General features: G+C 59.8%; 12 protein-coding genes and 1 riboswitch. Of the genes, 10 read left to right on the forward strand and 2 right to left on the reverse strand.

The genetic code is table 11. The annotated features are described in order from the left end of the window. The first annotated feature begins 6 nt into the window (after positions 1-6). The 5 genes from ftsH (at position 7) to serA (ending at position 7,807) form a co-directional block, all read left to right on the forward strand. Positions 7-1,926: an ATP-dependent zinc metalloprotease FtsH gene (gene ftsH / locus HEP89_RS12170; RefSeq protein ID WP_023003435.1), complete on the forward strand. Its 1,920-nt coding sequence runs from the start codon at positions 7-9 to the stop codon at positions 1,924-1,926. Between the two features lie 186 nt (positions 1,927-2,112). After that, positions 2,113-3,456 carry a phosphoglucosamine mutase gene (glmM, locus tag HEP89_RS12175; protein ID WP_023003434.1) on the forward strand — a complete coding sequence of 448 codons (1,344 nt, stop codon included), beginning with the start codon at positions 2,113-2,115 and terminating at the stop codon, positions 3,454-3,456. A gap of 434 nt (positions 3,457-3,890) precedes the next feature. After that, a complete protein-coding gene (locus HEP89_RS12180; protein ID WP_168692129.1) occupies positions 3,891-4,688 on the forward strand; it encodes an outer membrane protein in 798 nt (265 codons plus the stop codon). Between the two features lie 275 nt (positions 4,689-4,963). Then, positions 4,964-6,142, forward strand: a complete 1,179-nt coding sequence (locus tag HEP89_RS12185) for a phosphoserine transaminase (protein WP_168692130.1) — start codon at positions 4,964-4,966, stop codon at positions 6,140-6,142. Between the two features lie 78 nt (positions 6,143-6,220). Next, complete coding sequence (serA, locus tag HEP89_RS12190; RefSeq protein ID WP_062487075.1) at positions 6,221-7,807, forward strand: phosphoglycerate dehydrogenase; 1,587 nt, start codon at positions 6,221-6,223, stop codon at positions 7,805-7,807. A 158-nt stretch (positions 7,808-7,965) separates the two neighbouring features. Here serA and HEP89_RS12195 read toward each other — a convergent pair whose 3' ends face one another. Then, positions 7,966-8,862: a DMT family transporter gene (locus HEP89_RS12195; RefSeq protein ID WP_031270514.1), complete on the reverse strand. Its 897-nt coding sequence runs from the start codon at positions 8,860-8,862 to the stop codon at positions 7,966-7,968. A gap of 317 nt (positions 8,863-9,179) precedes the next feature. Between HEP89_RS12195 and HEP89_RS12200 the strand changes: the two genes are divergently transcribed. From HEP89_RS12200 to HEP89_RS12220, 5 genes are all read left to right on the forward strand, one after another. Next, positions 9,180-10,451: an MFS transporter gene (locus HEP89_RS12200; RefSeq protein WP_077291776.1), complete on the forward strand. Its 1,272-nt coding sequence runs from the start codon at positions 9,180-9,182 to the stop codon at positions 10,449-10,451. A gap of 283 nt (positions 10,452-10,734) precedes the next feature. Beyond that, entirely contained in the window at positions 10,735-12,027 is a 1,293-nt protein-coding gene (locus tag HEP89_RS12205; RefSeq protein ID WP_023003427.1) for an adenylosuccinate synthase, read from the forward strand. Between the two features lie 264 nt (positions 12,028-12,291). Further along, positions 12,292-14,064 (forward strand): hypothetical protein, encoded by a 1,773-nt coding sequence (locus HEP89_RS12210; RefSeq protein WP_168692131.1) that lies wholly within the window; start codon positions 12,292-12,294, stop codon positions 14,062-14,064. A gap of 81 nt (positions 14,065-14,145) precedes the next feature. Then, positions 14,146-14,252: riboswitch (TPP riboswitch) on the forward strand. 57 nt (positions 14,253-14,309) lie between these two features. Beyond that, positions 14,310-15,155 carry an ABC transporter permease gene (locus HEP89_RS12215; RefSeq protein ID WP_353622308.1) on the forward strand — a complete coding sequence of 282 codons (846 nt, stop codon included), beginning with the start codon at positions 14,310-14,312 and terminating at the stop codon, positions 15,153-15,155. Positions 15,156-15,177: 22 nt separating this feature from the next. Then, positions 15,178-16,119 carry an ABC transporter substrate-binding protein gene (locus HEP89_RS12220; RefSeq protein WP_023003424.1) on the forward strand — a complete coding sequence of 314 codons (942 nt, stop codon included), beginning with the start codon at positions 15,178-15,180 and terminating at the stop codon, positions 16,117-16,119. Positions 16,120-16,192: 73 nt separating this feature from the next. Here HEP89_RS12220 and rpoH read toward each other — a convergent pair whose 3' ends face one another. Beyond that, a complete protein-coding gene (rpoH, locus tag HEP89_RS12225) occupies positions 16,193-17,077 on the reverse strand; it encodes an RNA polymerase sigma factor RpoH (protein ID WP_023003423.1) in 885 nt (294 codons plus the stop codon). Positions 17,078-17,116 lie beyond the last annotated feature (39 nt).

Here is a 17,116-nt window from a genome sequence, read left to right on the forward strand (position 1 = left end):
AACGAAATGAACGCACATTTTCGCAACTTCGCTCTCTGGGTGATCATCGCCCTGCTATTGATCGCATTGTTCCAGCTTTTTCAAAGTCCCGCGCAGCATGGCGCAACGAATGACATTGCTTATTCGGACTTCATGAAGCAGGTCGACAACGGCGAGATCCGATCGGTCATCATTCAGGAACAGAAGATCACCGGTACCTACAGCAGTGGCAGTGCCTTCCAGACCTACGCTCCTGACGGCGCGCAATATGTCGATGAGCTGCGCAGCAAGGGCGTATTGATCAACGCCCGCCCGCCGGCGGAAAGCTCTCCGTTGCTTGGTGCGCTGTTCTCCTGGCTGCCGATGCTGATCATCCTGGGTATCTGGATTTTCGTCATGCGCCAGATGCAGGGTTCCGGCGGCAAGGCCATGGGCTTCGGCAAGTCCAAGGCGAAGCTGCTGACCGAGGCACACGGCCGGGTAACCTTCGAGGACGTGGCCGGTATCGACGAAGCCAAGGAAGACCTTCAGGAAATCGTCGAGTTTCTGCGCGACCCGCAGAAGTTCCAGCGTCTTGGTGGCCGGATCCCGCGCGGTGTTCTGCTGGTTGGCCCTCCGGGTACCGGTAAGACGCTGACCGCGCGTGCGGTTGCCGGCGAAGCCAACGTCCCGTTCTTCACCATTTCCGGTTCCGACTTCGTGGAAATGTTCGTAGGTGTGGGTGCGTCCCGCGTCCGCGACATGTTCGAACAGGCCAAGAAGAATGCTCCGTGCATCATCTTCATCGACGAAATCGACGCGGTCGGCCGTCATCGTGGCGCCGGTCTCGGCGGCGGTAACGACGAGCGCGAACAGACGCTCAACCAGCTGCTGGTCGAGATGGACGGTTTCGAGCCGAACGAAGGCATCATCATCATCGCCGCGACCAACCGGCCGGACGTTCTGGACCCGGCGCTGCTGCGCCCGGGCCGTTTCGACCGCCAGATCGTGGTGCCGAACCCGGATATCACCGGCCGTGAGAAGATCCTGAAAGTGCACATGCGGAAAGTTCCGCTGGCACCGGATGTCGACGTCAAGACGCTGGCACGCGGTACGCCGGGCTTCTCCGGTGCGGACCTGATGAACCTCGTCAACGAAGCCGCGCTTCTGGCTGCCCGCCGCTCCAAGCGACTGGTGACCATGGCAGAATTCGAAGACGCCAAGGACAAGGTCATGATGGGTGCGGAACGCCGTACGCTGGTGATGACCGAGGAAGAAAAGAAGCTGACCGCCTATCACGAAGCCGGTCACGCGCTGGTGGCTCTGCACCAGGAAGCTTCCGATCCGATCCACAAGGCGACCATCATTCCGCGCGGACGTGCGCTTGGCATGGTCATGCGCCTGCCGGAGAAGGACCAGGTGTCGCTTACCCGCGCCAAGTGCAAGGCCGACCTTGCTGTTGCCATGGGTGGCCGCGTCGCCGAAGAAATGATCTTCGGCTACGAGAAAGTGACTTCGGGCGCGTCCGGCGACATCCAGATGGCCACCAAGCTGGCCCGCGCGATGGCGACCCAGTTCGGCATGTCCGACAAGCTCGGTCCGCTGCTTTACGGTGAAAACCAGGAAGAAGTGTTCCTGGGACACTCCGTGGCAAAGAACCAGCACGTTTCCGACGAAACCCAGAAGATCGTCGATGCGGAAATCAAGTCCTTCGTCAATCAGGGCTATGAAACCGCCAAGAAGATCCTGGGCGATCACGAAGACCAGTTGCACACGATCGCCAAGGGTCTCCTGGAATACGAAACCCTGTCGGGCGACGAGATCAAGGGTCTGCTCGATGGCAAGCCGCCGGTGCGCGACACGGACGACGACCAGCCGGTCGGCCGGTCGTCCGCGGTACCGACCGCCGGTGCCAAGCGTGGCGGCGACGAGGCCAGCGGTGGCATGGAGCCGCAGCCGCAATCCTGATCGGTTCCGATATTCTGAACAACCCAGATGCCCGGCCTGCGCCGGGCATCTTCGTTTGCGGTGAAAGAACAGGGTTGCCAGCCATCAGGGAATGGTAACAATTGCTCACATATTTTGAATCGTGACTTCGGCTGATTGCGTTACAAAGAGCGCAACCAAGACAGATAGATCAGCAAGGCATATTTGATGCGCAAGTTTTTCGGCACCGACGGCATCCGCGGTCAGGCGAACAGCTATCCCATGACCGCCGAGATGGCGCTGAAGGTTGGCATGGCCGCCGGGTTGGCTTTCAAGAACGGCGGGCACCGCCACCGGGTGGTTATCGGCAAGGACACCCGCCTTTCCGGCTACATGCTGGAAAACGCCCTCGTGGCAGGCTTCACTTCGGTCGGCATGGATGTGTTCCTGCTGGGCCCGCTGCCGACGCCCGCGGTTGCGATGCTGACACGCTCGCTCAGAACCGATCTCGGTGTGATGATCTCTGCCTCGCACAATCCGTTCCAGGACAACGGCATCAAGTTCTTCGGCCCGGATGGCTTCAAGCTCAGCGACCAGATCGAAAAGACGATCGAAGAGCTGATGGAAAGCGACCTGACATCCCGACTGCCGAGCGCCAGCGAGCTTGGCCGCGCAAAGCGGATCGACGGTGCGCAGCAGCGCTACATTGAATTTGCCAAGCGGACGCTGCCAAGGGAAATGAGCCTGGAAGGTCTGCGTGTTGTGATCGATTGCGCCAACGGGGCTGCCTACAAGGTCGCGCCCGAGGCGTTGTGGGAGCTGGGTGCGGATGTGATCACCATGGGTGTCACGCCGGATGGCTTCAACATCAACAAGGAATGCGGCTCGACGTCGACCGATGCCTTGTCCCGCAAGGTGCATGAAGTACGCGCCGACATCGGCATTGCGCTCGATGGGGATGCGGACCGGGTCATCATCGTCGATGAAAACGGCTCAGTGGTGGATGGCGACCAGCTGATGGCCGTGGTGGCGCAGTCCTGGCAGCAAAGCAACCGCCTGTCCGCGCCCGGGATCGTGGCGACGGTCATGTCCAATCTCGGACTGGAGCGATACCTTCAGAGCCTCGGGCTGGGCCTTGCCCGGACCAAGGTCGGCGACCGCTATGTGGTCGAGCATATGCGTGCCAACGGCTACAATGTCGGCGGTGAGCAGTCCGGCCACATCGTCCTGTCCGACTTTGCCACGACCGGCGACGGCCTGATCGCGGGCCTGCAGGTTCTTGCGTGCGTCAAGGATCAGGACAAGCCCGTGTCGGAAGTCTGCCGCCGGTTCGAGCCCGTACCGCAGATCCTCAAGAATGTGCGCTACAAGGGCGGCAAGCCGCTTGAGCAGGATCTGGTCAAATCCGCGATCGAGGATGGCGAAGCCCGCCTCGGCAATTCAGGCCGCCTCGTGATTCGAGCTTCCGGCACCGAACCGTTGATCCGCGTGATGGCGGAAGGCGACGATGCGGAGCTGGTCAAGCAGGTGGTCAATGATATCGCCGGCGTGGTGGCAACAACCGCTGCCTGATCGGCGAGACAGCAAGTGACGAGAAAAGCCGCCCATGTGAGGCGGCTTTTTTGTTGCGCCTTATCCGCGGAGAACCCCGGATGACACCTGGAATACAGCCTCTGGACAGGGCGGCTGGATGCCACTTTCTCGGGAAGTCCTAACAAGTTCATGAAAACGTGGCGACAGGTGGCCTCCCGGATCCGCATCGTGTTTCATTTGACCTGGATGACAACAAGCGGCTCTGGCAGCTATGTCCCCGGCCTGCCTGATAATTTTGCAGGCCTGTTTCTGATCTTTCGACGTTTCTTCGGCTGTTAAGGTTTCCTTAAGGTAAAAAAACGCGGTTAAAGAACAGAGTTAAGTCACAATTAATGAATTCCCGTCAGTATGCTTTCAAGTTTGATGTGTCCGGCATTGGTTAACGCGGACGCTCACTGGAAAAGGACGAGGACATGGACAATTTCTTTAAGCGTTTGTCTTTGACCGGCTTTGCTGTTGCGCTTTCCACTGCTGCATATGCCGCGGATTTGCCAACCCCGGTCATCGAGCACATCCCGGAAGTCCCGGCTGCTGGCGGTTGGTATCTGCGTGGCGATATTGGCTACAAGATCTATCAGGCACCGGATATCAAATACGGCACCTTGGACTTTTACGACGAAGATATGGAAGGCACCTTCATGATGGGTGCTGGTGTTGGCTACAAGTTCAACAACCACTTCCGTACCGACTTCACGATTGACTATGAATTCCCGGCAGAGGCGAAATCAAAGGGTCCCTGTAACCTTTGTGGTTCGCCTGGATATTCCGTCGAGAAGGCAGATATCGATGTCTGGACGTTCATGCTGAACGGCTATGTTGACATTGGTACCTGGAACCGGATCACGCCTTATGTTGGTGCAGGTGTTGGTGCGTCTTACGTAACCACCAGCAACATCAACTTTGTAAATCCGAACGGTGTAGCTGGAACCTACGAAGGGGACAGCAAGTGGAACTTCGCGTGGGCCCTGATGGCTGGTGCTGCCTATGACATCACGCCAAATCTGGCTCTGGATGCAGGTTATCGCTATCTGAATATTGGGGATGCACATTCCGCCAAGTTCTCGACAGCCGGCCAGAACACACGGATCGAATACAAAGATCTGCAAGCTCACGAGTTCCGCCTTGGTGCGCGCTACACCTTCAACACGTTCTCAGCCCCAGCCGGCCCGGTCTACTACGAGCCGCAGGGTCCGATCACCAGCAACTTCTGATCTTCCGATCAGCGAATTTGAAAGGCCGGTCAATCGACCGGCCTTTTCCTGTTTGCGCTCACACTTTCCCTTGCGTTCTCTTGAGCCAAGCGACCCCAATCCTGATTTCAGGTGCGGGTGGTTTGTCTGAGAGAACGCCTCCGGAAGGCGATGGGCGTGACCGAATTTATCTGTTCACCCGTGATTTGAATTGACCAAAGGTCAGGAAGGTCCTATCCCCATAGGTGGGCCACCTCTCCCCAACGAGAGGCAACTATCTGCGAGGGTAGACGGATATGACAGACCTCACCGCCAAGCCGGACGTGCGTCCGGCCAATCCCAATTTTTCTTCTGGTCCCTGTGCCAAGCGTCCCGGCTGGTCGCTTGAGGCTTTGGGCGATGCGCCGCTTGGGCGGTCTCACCGGGCCAAGCCCGGCAAGGCCAAACTTGCCGAAGCCATCGAGTTGACCCGCAAGGTGCTGAACGTGCCGGACGGATATCGGATCGGTATCGTCCCGGCGTCCGACACCGGCGCTGTCGAGATGGCGCTCTGGTCGCTGCTCGGTGCACGTGGCGTCGAAATGCTCGCCTGGGAAAGCTTCGGCTCCGGCTGGGTTACCGACGTCATCAAACAGCTCAAGCTCGATGATGCCCGGGTCCTGGAAGCGCCTTACGGCGAACTGCCGGATCTTGCCTCGGTCGATTTCTCCAAGGACGTTGTTTTCACCTGGAACGGCACCACTTCCGGCGTCCGTGTTCCCAACGGCGACTGGATCCCGGCCGATCGCGAAGGCCTGACCATCTGCGATGCGACCTCCGCCGCATTTGCGCAGGATCTTGCGTTCGACAAGCTCGACGTCGTGACATTCTCCTGGCAGAAAGTGCTGGGCGGGGAAGCTGCACATGGCATGCTTATCCTCAGCCCGCGCGCGGTCGAGCGTCTCGAAAGCTATACGCCGGCCTGGCCGATGCCGAAGATCTTCCGCATGACCAAGGGCGGCAAGCTGATCGAGGGCATCTTCAAGGGCGAGACCATCAACACGCCGTCCATGCTCTGTGTCGAGGACTATATCGACGCCCTCAAGTGGGCCGACGGCCTGGGTGGGCTGTCTGGCCTGCGTGCCCGCGCTGATGCCAACCTCAAGGTGCTTGCCGACTGGGCCGAAAAGACCTCCTGGGTCGATTTCCTTGCCGTTGAACCGGCAACGCGGTCGAACACGTCCGTCTGCCTCAAGGTCACGGATCCGGGCATTCTTTCGCTCACTGCAGACCAGCAGGCCGCCTTTGCCAAGGCTCTTGCCGGTACGCTCGACGCTGAAGGCATCGCCTATGACATCGGCGCTTACCGCGATGCACCGTCCGGTCTTCGGATCTGGGCCGGCGCGACCGTCGAGACGAGCGATCTTCAGGCCTTGACCCATTGGCTTGACTGGGCATTCCAGTCGGAAAAAGCGAAGCTGCCCCAGGCCGCCTGAGCCTGTTCATCCTTCAACGACAACAGTCCCGGGCGGTGCGCTGCCCGGATCGTTTCTCGTATTCAAGGAGAGGCTCCAATGGCTCCCAAGGTACTGATTTCCGACAAGCTGTCGGACGCTGCCGTGCAGATCTTCAAGGATCGCGGCATCGACGTGGACTTCCTGCCGGACGTCGGCAAGGACAAGGAAAAACTGCTGGAGATCATCGGCAAATACGATGGTCTGGCAATCCGTTCGGCCACCAAGGTTACGGAAAAAATCATTGCAGCGGCTGAAAATCTGAAGGTGATCGGCCGTGCCGGGATCGGCGTCGACAATGTCGACATTCCCAAGGCGACCGCGCGCGGTATCATCGTGATGAACACGCCCTTCGGCAACGCGATCACCACTGCCGAACATGCCATCTCGATGATGATGGCGGTTGCGCGCCAGATCCCGGCGGCGGATGCCTCGACCCAGGCAGGCAAGTGGGAGAAATCCCGTTTCATGGGCCGTGAACTTACCGGCAAGACGCTCGGGTTGATCGGTTGCGGCAATATCGGCTCTATCGTGGCGGACCGGGCCATCGGCCTGAAGATGAAAGTGATCGCCTTCGATCCCTTCCTGACGCCGGAAAGGGCCGTTGCGCTAGGTGTGGAGAAAGTCGAGCTTGACGGCCTCTTGTGCCGGTCCGACTTCATCACACTGCACACACCGCTCACCGACAAGACGCGCAACATCATCGATGCCAAGGCCATCGAGAAGATGCGCAAGGGCGCGTATCTGATCAACTGTGCCCGAGGCGGGCTTGCGGATGAGGCGGCAGTGCGGGCGGCCCTGGACGCGGGCAAACTCGGCGGGGCGGCGTTCGACGTGTTTGTCGAGGAACCTGCCAAGGAAAACCTGCTGTTCGGCGCGCCGAACTTCGTCTCGACGCCGCATCTGGGTGCTTCCACCACGGAAGCCCAGGAAAACGTTGCACTGCAGGTGGCAGAGCAGATGTGCGACTACCTGCTACAGGGAGCAGTCCGCAACGCGCTCAATATGCCGTCCATTACTGCCGAGGAAGCGCCCAAGCTTGTGCCGTTCGTGCGGTTGGCCGAACAGTTGGGCTCTTTCGCGGGGCAGCTGACGGAGACCGGCATCGAAGGGGTTCGCCTGGAATATGCCGGTGCCGTTGCCGAGATGAACGTACAGGCGCTGACTGCAGCTGCCTTGACGGGGCTGCTGACGCCGCTCCTGCAGACGGTCAACATGGTTTCCGCGCCCATCCTTGCCAAGGAACGGGGCATGAAGATCGAGGAAATCCGCCGCGAGAAGGACGGCGCCTACGAGACCTACATGCGCCTTACGGTGATCACCCAGCGTCAGGAACGTTCGGTTGCAGGCACGGTCTTTGCCGACGGAAAACCGCGGATCATCCAGGTGAAGGGCATCAACATGGAGGCCGAGCTCGGCCCGCAGATGCTTTACATCACCAACGAGGACAAGCCGGGCTTCATCGGACACCTCGGGATGGAACTCGGCAACAGCGGCGTCAACATCGCGACCTTCCATCTCGGCCGTCTGGCCCCTGGGGACGATGCGATCTGCCTTGTAGAGGTGGATGGCGACGTGTCTGCGGAGGTTCTGGCGCGGCTGGAAGCCGTTTCCCACGTCAAGCAGGTCAAGGCCCTGCATTTCTAGAATGGCTGGCGTTCGACGGAACGCCCGCTGATCCGCTATCCGGTCAAAAAGGGTGCGTGCCCCTAATCGCGCCTTCCGGATGTACGTCAGGTGCAGCCCAAGTTCCTGGCGCTTGAGCCTTCTGCCTTTTGCAGAAGGCTCCTTTTTTCCCGAACCGATCAGACCGCCGGCGCGCGGCGCTTTTTGAGGATGCGTCCGTCAAGAACGACGAGGCCTGCCAGCAGCACGGCAAATCCGCCAAGCTGAAGCACACCCAGATTTTCTCCCAGGATCAGCCAGCCGAAGAAGAGAGCGCTTGCAGGGACAAGGAGCGTGACCAGCGAAGCGTTGGTCGCGCCGGCTTCGGCCAGAATCTGGAAATAGATCAGGTAGGCAAGGGCGGTTGCCAATACGCCGAGCGCGAGCACATTGAGCCAGGCCGTCAGGCTGGGATCGGCCATGGTCCAGTTACCGGCAGTCAGAAGAGCGACCGGCAGCATGAGGGTGGTCGAGCCGAGCAACTGACCCGTTGCCGTCACTTGCGGCGGCAGCGTCTTGAAGCGGCGGGCGAAGGTCGCCGCGCAGGCATAGGAGATCGCGGCACCCAGGCAGCAAAGCTGTGCCCACAACGGGTCGCTCGCAAGGCCCGACAGGCTGCTCCACAACATGATGGCGACACCTGCAACACCCAGCACCACACCGGCAATCCTGTTGCCCTGAAGCGTTTCCTGTTTCGTCAGCAGACCAGCTACGATCACCGTGAAGACAGGCGTCGTTGCATTCAGGATGGATGCGAGGCCCGCACCGATTTCTGTCTGTCCGAGAAACAGGAGAGAGAAGGGAATGGCGTTGTTCAGCAGTCCCATGACCAGAAACGGCACGGCATATTTTTTCTCCAGCCGGTTCAACATGCCACGATGCCAAAGGATCATCAGCAGGACCGTGCAGGCAATGGAAACACGCAGGAATACGAGAACAAACGGCGGGATTTCGGCAACGGCCACCTTTGCGAACAAAAAGGAACCGCCCCAGATGGCGCCAAGGACGGTCAGCATGATCCAGTTACGAAGTGGCATTGCACGATCTCAGATTGAGTGATGTCTCTCAGGTATCACCTCACCGGAATGAAGAACACCCGAAACGCGAGTAGAGGACTGGTCGCTTGTGAGGATGGGGCGTGATGCTTTGGGGCGCCCCTTGTTCGTTGGGCCGCCAAGACCGGTGAGGTGAAGGTGGGCGTTGTCCGGGCTGCCTTCATGCTTTCGACAACGAATTGCGGCCGCCTGTCCGTTTTGTCTGTGCAAGCGTCGGTCCTGGGCTTGCGCAGTCGGTTCACTCCGGCAACAGTATCGAGGCCGCGTTTTCTTCGGCTGCTCGGAAGAGTTCTTCATTCATGACCCAGGTTGCCCCCGCAGCGGATTCCAGATCGCTTGCCGGACGTTTGACACCGTTGCTGGTTGCTGCCGCTTGCCTCCTGGGTGCGAACGGACTTTCCGTGACAATGATTTCGGTGCGTGCCAAATCGGAAGGCATGTCCGATGCGCTCATCGGGTTGCTGGGGTCGTGCTATTTCGGCGGCATGATCGTCGGTGTGCTGCTGACACCGTTTCTGATCGCGCGGGCAGGGCACATTCGCGTCTTTTCCACGCTGGCTGCAATCAGCGCCATCGCCATTCTGGCGATTGCCTTCACACCTGCCGGCTGGCTCTGGATGGTCGTGCGTCTGGTGAGCGGGGCGGCTTTTTGCGGCACGACGATGGTTCTGGAGAGCTGGCTCAATTCCATCGCCACCAATTCGTCCCGCGGGCGGATCCTTTCCGTCTACCGGATAGTCGACATGATCGCCGTCATGGGCAGTCAGTTCATGCTGCCCGCGTTCGGTCCGCTTGGTCCGGATATTCTGATCGTTCTGGCCATCCTGTTCTGTTTCGCGCTGGTGCCGATCTCCCTGACAAGTGAGCGCAATCCCGCAGCGCCGCCCGCGCGGTTCTTCGATCCGCTCATGTTGTGGCGCGTGTCTCCGGTCGCCCTTGTCGCCGTCTTCACCATTGGCCTCACCAACGGTGCATTCCGCATGGTTGGTCCGGTTTATGCGGAAGGAATTGGACTGGGGCTTGAAACGGTTGCCGCGTTCATCGCGATCTGGGTCTTTGCCGGGGCGATCTTCCAGTATCCCGCAGGCTGGCTGTCCGACCGGCTCGACCGGCGTGTCGTGCTCGGTGTCTTTACCGTCGGTGCCGGGCTTGCCTGTCTCTTCATATCGGGGTCTTCGACACGGCTGGAGCTTTTTGCAGGCGTCTTCCTGTTTGGCGGATTTGCCCTGCCGCTCTATTCGCTTTGTGCGGCCCATGCCAACGACAACGCCGAGCCGGGGCAATTCATCGATGTGGTGGCAGGGCTCACGCTTGCCTATGGCGTGGGCGCCATGGCGGGGCCGTTCATTGCCTCACTGGTGATGGAGCAATTCGGCCCCTCGGCCTTCTTCCTCTATACCGCCACACTGCACCTGTCGCTCGTGGTGTTCATCTTCGCGCGGATCGTCAGCCGGGACGCTGTTCCCGCAAGCAAGCGGCATCGCTTTGTCTGGCTGCTGCGCACGTCGCCGATGATTTTCAGGCTTGCGCGCAACGACAAGCCGGATGCAGGTGAGCCGCCGGCTAAATAATCTGCCGTCGCGACATTGCCGCAAATGCAGTCTAATCCGGTAAAAGTCCGTTCAGGTGCACGTCGTGACTGGTCAATTGTCACAGGGGTGACCGGGCCGATCAGGAGAGCTGGCAAAAAAACCTGCTTTTGGCTCTCAATCTCCCTGCGGAGACTCGCATGAGCAGGGAAACCTGTCTATAGTCCGCGCCGTTTGCCCCGGTCCGGTTGCCGGGGCTTGTCGTGTTGGCACCCCGGACAAGTTTCGGATGGTGCGGAAGCTGCTTCAGGAGAGCAAAGTCTAGATGGCGAATGTGGTTGTTGTCGGTTCGCAATGGGGTGACGAAGGCAAAGGCAAGATTGTCGACTGGTTGTCGGAACAAGCCGATGTCATCGTAAGGTTCCAGGGCGGGCACAATGCCGGTCATACCCTTGTCATCGACGGTGTCAGCTACAAGCTGTCTCTCCTGCCGTCCGGGGTTGCACGCGAAGGCAAGCTGTCCGTCATCGGCAACGGCGTCGTGCTGGATCCGCATGCGCTGGCAGAGGAAGTCGAACGCCTCAGCAAGCAGGGTGTCGTGGTGACGCCGGAAAGCCTGCGTGTTGCCGAGAACGCAACGCTGATCCTGTCGCTGCACCGCGAGCTTGATGCGTTGCGCGAGAATTCCAACACCGGAACGCGCATCGGCACCACCAAGCGCGGTATTGGACCGGCGTATGAAGACAAGGTTGGCCGCCGCGCTATCCGTTTGATGGACCTGAAGAACCTTGCCACTCTGCCCGCCAAGATCGACCGCTTGCTGACGCACCACAATGCGCTGCGCCGGGGTCTTGGCCAGGATGAGGTTTCCGCCCAGGCGATCTACGACGAACTTGCCAGCGTTGCGGACAAGGTCCTGCCCTACATGGACAAGGTCTGGTACCTGCTGGACGATCTGCGCCGTCAGGGCAAGCGTATCCTTTTCGAAGGTGCACAGGGCGCATTGCTCGACATCGACCACGGCACCTATCCCTTCGTGACGTCGTCCAACACGGTCGCCGGCCAGGCTGCGGCAGGCAGTGGCCTTGGCCCGAATTCGATCAACTATGTGCTCGGTATTACCAAGGCCTATACGACACGCGTCGGTGAGGGCCCGTTCCCGACCGAACTGAAGGACGAGATCGGCGAGTTCCTCGGTACGCGCGGTCACGAGTTCGGTACGGTTACCGGCCGCCGCCGCCGCTGCGGCTGGTTCGACGCTGTGCTGGTGCGCCAGACCGTCTGCACCTCGGGCATCACCGGCATCGCGCTGACCAAGCTGGATGTTCTGGACGGTCTTGATGAAATCAAGATCTGCATCGGCTACGAACTGGACGGCGAGCGCATCGATTATCTGCCGGCTTCGCAGGGTGCCCAGGAGCGCGTGAAGCCGATTTACGAAAGCCTGCCGGGCTGGAAGGAATCGACCGAAGGTGCTCGCACCTGGGCCGATCTGCCGGCGCAGGCGATCAAATATGTGCGTCACGTCGAAGAACTGATCGGTGCTCCGGTCGCTCTTCTGTCGACAAGTCCGGAACGGGACGACACAATTCTTGTGCAGAATCCCTTCCAGGATTGAGATCTGTGACGTTAGAAGCACATTATTAAGGACTGCGGTTGCGTGCTGCGAATCACCGCACGCAACCACCTTTCGTTTTCGGCGTTCCATGTGTGTGCCGAACAAACAATCTGTGTTAGGAAAAGGGTACTGCGAGGTTCTCTGTCGCGGCGAAGTTGTTGAAGAAATAGCACCGGTTTTCGAAAAACTTGCTATAAGCCTGAGAATGAAACGAAATCTCGGGCCCGCAGAACAGATCCTTGCAGTCGGCCGGTAGGCAGGAAGATGGCTGATTACTATTCAATTCTGAAGAAAACGATCGCGTCTTTACCTGAAAACAATGGTGCTGCACGCAGAAGCGTTTACAGCCGTGCGCGCAATGCCATTGTCAATCAGCTGAAAGCCTATGAGCCGCCGCTGGCGCCGTCCGAGATCACGGCCGAGCAGTTGCGTCTGGAAGAAGCCATCCGCAAGGTGGAAGCCGAAGCCGCCCGCGAAAGCCTCGGTCTCAGCCCCACTGTTCCGAAGGTCGAAACGCCGGCCCCAGCGCCGCAGGTTTCCGCGCCGCCCGTGACGCCGCCTCCGGCCGAACCGGTGGCAGAGGCTGCGCCCGAAGCGCCTGCGCCTGCGCCGCAGGAACCTGAAACAACTGCAGCGCCGGTGTTGGATACCCCGGCTCCGTCGCCCTTGAAGGAAACCCTGACACAGGCCGAAGCGCTTGGGACGGCGGCCAGCCAGGCTGTTCACCACGCCAAGGAAGCCGCCGACCCGGGCGCTGCGCCTGTGCGCCAGGAGCCCTCTTTCGGCGGACCGGTGCAGCCGGAACAAGCAGATGATGGCCTGTTCGAGCCTGCAGATAACGCCGGTGCGGCCGACCCCGCCGACCAAGCTTATCCTGGCGACGAGACAGCCAAGCCGAAGGACAAGTCGACCTCCAAGAAAAGCCGCTCAAAGCGCGCCAAGCCGAGTGCTTCGGATGCGCTGCGTGGTGATTCATCCGGCAGCCGCACCGTTCCGATCGCGATTGCTGCAGGTGTCCTGCTGCTGGTGCTCCTGGGCGCCGGAGCCTATTTCCTGATGCCTGCGGGCGATGAGACAGCCGATAGCGGCAACGTGCCCGTCGCGTCTTCTTCGCAAACGCCTGTCGATACGCAGCCGGACACCACGCCGGAGCCTTCGACCGCTGCCCCTGCCGGAGAAGGTGAAGAGCCTTCGAAAAACACCGACCGCCTGTTGAACGAAGGTGAGACGGATGTGGTTGCCCCGGATGCACGTACGGTAACCACGACGACGATTACCGGACAGTCTGATTCGCCTGCGCAGGCCGATACACCGCAGGTCGATACACCAGCGTCCGCTGCGCCCGAACCTTCCCAGCCGTCCATCGTGACGAGCGGAGAAAACGATCAGTCTTCTGCAACCACCGAAAGCCCGATTGCGGTACCGGAAGACAATCTCTCGGCCATTTCGCCAGACGAAACTTCACCGGCTCCGTCCGCCACGGCTGCGGATTCCTCGGTGCAGCGCTCTATCCTTTACGAAGAAGGGGAAGAGTCCGGCGGTGCCGGAACGGCTGCGCAAGGCGCTGTCGTTTGGGGTGTCGATGAAGAAACGAATCTGGACGGCAAGGCTCTCGCGGTTCTGAGCGCCTCCATTGAAATCCCCGAGCGGGATGTGAAGGTCGACATTCGCATCAAGCCGAATGACGATACTTCCTTGCCCGCCAGCCATCTGGTCGAGATCAAGTACGAGTTCCCGGAAAACTTCGCTCCAGGTGACGTCGTCAACGTGCCAGGCCTGGTCATGAAGCCTACAGAAGAAGCTCGTGGCGATGCGCTGATCGGCGCTTCCGTGAAAGTGTCCCCGGGCTTTTTCTGGATTGCCCTTTCCAGCTTGCCGAACGAGCAGCAACGCAATCTCGCCCTACTGCGTGAACGCGGCTGGATTGACATTCCGATGCTTTACGAAAACGGCAAGCGCGGCATCCTGACCCTGGAAAAGGGAACCGCCGGTGCAGATGCCGTTGAAAAGGCGATCACGTCCTGGCAAGCCGGCTAAGCGCCAGCCTGCCTCCTTTCAAAATCTGAAGAAGCCGCCTCACGGCGGCTTGCCTTTTTCCGTCACACAAGGCATGGTCCGCCTTGGTCCGAGGGGTGTTCCGGTTACCGGAGCTGAGATGGCGTAATGCCGAACCCTTAGAACCTGATCCGGGTCATGCCGGCGAAGGGACGGAATCCTTAGCCTATTCCCGGATCTCCATTGTCATTTTCGGCTTGTCCGAAGACGGGAGATCCTATGCGTACTTGTCTGCGACCACTGCGGTCGCCGCACATCCGAATGCCGGTATCGGCTTTCATGCGTTCCTGTTGGCCAATGGCGGCGGGGGCTGCGGGATGATGGCGTTTGCGAAAGCTGTTGCCAGGACCATACTCGGCCTCCTGCTGACTGTCGCAATCTGGGCGGCAATCGTCCATGTGTTCGACACCCAGCATTATATCCTGCCGGGTCCGGACCGCGTCTTTACAGCCTTTGTCAAACACGCAGGCTTCCTTCTGCATCATGCCGGCATCACCGCCTATGAGACGGTGCTCGGGTTTGTGCTGGGGGCAGCCGCCGGGGCATTGCTTTCCGTTCTTTTGTGGCTGTTTCCGATTGCTGCAAGGTTCGCCATGCCGCCCATTCTGGTGACGCAGGCCCTGCCTGTTTTCGCAATCGCGCCGATCCTGGTGCTCTGGCTCGGTTTCGGGCTGGCCTCCAAGATCGTCGTCATCATCCTGGTCATCTTCTTCACGGTCACATCGACGTTTTTCGATGGCCTGCAGCGGCTTGACCCGGGTTTGTGCGATCTCGCCCGGCTTTATCGTCTGTCTCGCCTGAAGGAACTCTGGTTCTTTCGCCTGCCGTCAGGCTTGCCGGCGTTTGCCTCCGGCCTGCGGGTGGCCGCGGTGTTCGCTCCCATGGGGGCGATCATCGGCGAATGGGCCGGGGCAAAAGGAGGCCTTGCCTTCATCATGCTTCAAAGCAGCAACCGGATGCAGGCGGACATGATGTTCGCCGCCCTGATCCTGCTCGCGGCGATGGTGCTGATCATGCGCTTTGCCGTGAACCATCTCACCCGACTTCTTGTTCCCTGGCAGCCGCTCACCTAGCTGCCGCTCTACGGAGGACCTCATGAAAAAACAAATCCTGTCACTAGCATTGGCGGCCGGGCTGCTGGCATCGGGGCCGGTACAGGCCAGTGAGAAACTGACCTTGCTGCTCGACTGGTTCATCAATCCGGATCACGCGCCGCTGGTAACTGCGCAGACCAAGGGTTTCTTCGAGGCAGAAGGCCTCGAGGTTGAGATCATCGAACCGGCGGACCCGGCGATGCCGCCGAAACTGGTTGCTGCCGGGCAGGGCGATATCGCAGTGTCCTATCAGCCGACGCTTCATGCGCAAATCGAGGAAGAGCTGCCGCTGAAATGGATCGGTACGCTGGTGGAAACGCCCCTCAATTCGCTCATCGTGCTCAAGGACGGCCCGATACAGGAACTGAAGGATCTCAAGGGGAAGAGTGTCGGCTTTTCCGTGTCTGGCTTCGAGGACGCGATGTTGGGCCAGATGCTGCGTTCGGCCGGTTTGACCATGGATGATGTGGAGCTGGTGAACGTGAATTTCGCGTTGTCAGGCTCTCTTCTTGCCGGTCAGGTGGATGCGGTGATCGGCGCATATCGCAATTTCGAGCTCACCCAGCTCGAAATCGAAGGCAAACCCGGCAAGGCTTTCTTCCCCGAAGAAAACGGTGTGCCGATCTTTGATGAGCTGATTTATGTCGTCAACAAGGACAAGACGGACGATCCACGCTTCGCCAAGTTCCTGGCAGCCGTGGAAGCGGCCACGATCTATCTGAGCAATCACCCGGAAGAAGCCTGGAATGCCTTCATAGAAGCGTATCCGAACCTCAATGACGAGCTGAACAGGCGTGCATGGTTCGATACGTTGCCGCGGTTCGCCAAGCGTCCGGCTGCACTTGATGAAGGCCGCTACCAGCGCTTTGCGGAATTCATGGCCGAAGCCGGTCTGATCAGCAAGGTCGTGCCGGTGGAGAGCTACACAGCCGAAATCCGCTGAACATCAGCTTAGGCAAAAGAAAAGCGCCGGAGCATAGCTCCGGCGCTTTTTTGGTTCTCTTTGTCCGAGTGCCTCAGGCGGCGGGCTGGTCCATTGTGCGGGCGCTGTTGCGCACGGCTTTCTGAACCTTTTCGAAAGCGCGAACCTCGATCTGGCGGACGCGCTCGCGGCTGACGCCGAATTCGCCCGAAAGGTCTTCCAGCGTCATCGGGTCTTCGGCCAGGCGACGTGCTTCAAAGATGCGCCGTTCACGCTCGTTGAGCACGTCCATTGCGTCGTTCAGCATCTTGCGACGCATGTCCAGCTCTTCCTGATTGGCAAGCAGGGTTTCCTGACTGTCGCTTTCATCGACAAGCCAGTCCTGCCATTCACCGGCATCAGCTTCCGCGCGCACGGGCGCATTCAGGCTGGCATCGCCGCCCAGACGGCGGTTCATGGACACCACTTCCTCCTCGGACACCCCGAGTTTGGTGGCAATCTCAGAGACCTGATGCGGCTTCAGATCGCCTTCGTCCAACGCCTGGATCTTGCCCTTGAGGCGACGCAGGTTGAAGAACAGGCGTTTCTGGTTGGCCGTGGTCCCCATTTTCACGAGGGACCATGAGCGCAGGATGTATTCCTGGATAGCCGCCTTGATCCACCACATGGCATAGGTCGCGAGCCGGAATCCCTTGTCCGGTTCAAAGCGCTTGACCGCTTGCATCAGGCCGACGTTGCCTTCGGAAACGACTTCTCCGATCGGCAGGCCATACCCGCGGTAACCCATGGCAATCTTGGCGACGAGGCGTAGATGGGAATTGACTAGGCGTTCTGCAGCTTCAGGGTCTTCATGCTCTTTGTAGCGCTTGGCGAGCATGTACTCTTCCTGCGGCTGAAGCATCGGAAACTTGCGGATCTCGTCCAGATACCGGCTGAGACCGCCTTCCCCTGCTGTAAGCGTCGGAACGTTCTGGGCCATAACATGCACCCCCTTTCGTCAAGTTTGCGACCCCTTCCT

The organism is Labrenzia sp. 5N, from assembly GCF_012395805.1.
In the GTDB taxonomy this organism is placed as follows: Bacteria; Pseudomonadota; Alphaproteobacteria; order Rhizobiales; family Stappiaceae; genus Roseibium; species Roseibium algicola.

Coding starts and splice junctions, on each gene's coding strand:
- ftsH (WP_023003435.1), top strand. CDS start 7: ATGAACGCACATTTTCGCAACTTCGCTCTCTGGGTGATCATCGCCCTG.
- glmM (WP_023003434.1), top strand. CDS start 2,113: ATGCGCAAGTTTTTCGGCACCGACGGCATCCGCGGTCAGGCGAACAGC.
- HEP89_RS12180 (WP_168692129.1), top strand. CDS start 3,891: ATGGACAATTTCTTTAAGCGTTTGTCTTTGACCGGCTTTGCTGTTGCG.
- HEP89_RS12185 (WP_168692130.1), top strand. CDS start 4,964: ATGACAGACCTCACCGCCAAGCCGGACGTGCGTCCGGCCAATCCCAAT.
- serA (WP_062487075.1), top strand. CDS start 6,221: ATGGCTCCCAAGGTACTGATTTCCGACAAGCTGTCGGACGCTGCCGTG.
- HEP89_RS12195 (WP_031270514.1), bottom strand. CDS start 8,862: ATGCCACTTCGTAACTGGATCATGCTGACCGTCCTTGGCGCCATCTGG.
- HEP89_RS12200 (WP_077291776.1), top strand. CDS start 9,180: ATGACCCAGGTTGCCCCCGCAGCGGATTCCAGATCGCTTGCCGGACGT.
- HEP89_RS12205 (WP_023003427.1), top strand. CDS start 10,735: ATGGCGAATGTGGTTGTTGTCGGTTCGCAATGGGGTGACGAAGGCAAA.
- HEP89_RS12210 (WP_168692131.1), top strand. CDS start 12,292: ATGGCTGATTACTATTCAATTCTGAAGAAAACGATCGCGTCTTTACCT.
- HEP89_RS12220 (WP_023003424.1), top strand. CDS start 15,178: ATGAAAAAACAAATCCTGTCACTAGCATTGGCGGCCGGGCTGCTGGCA.
- rpoH (WP_023003423.1), bottom strand. CDS start 17,077: ATGGCCCAGAACGTTCCGACGCTTACAGCAGGGGAAGGCGGTCTCAGC.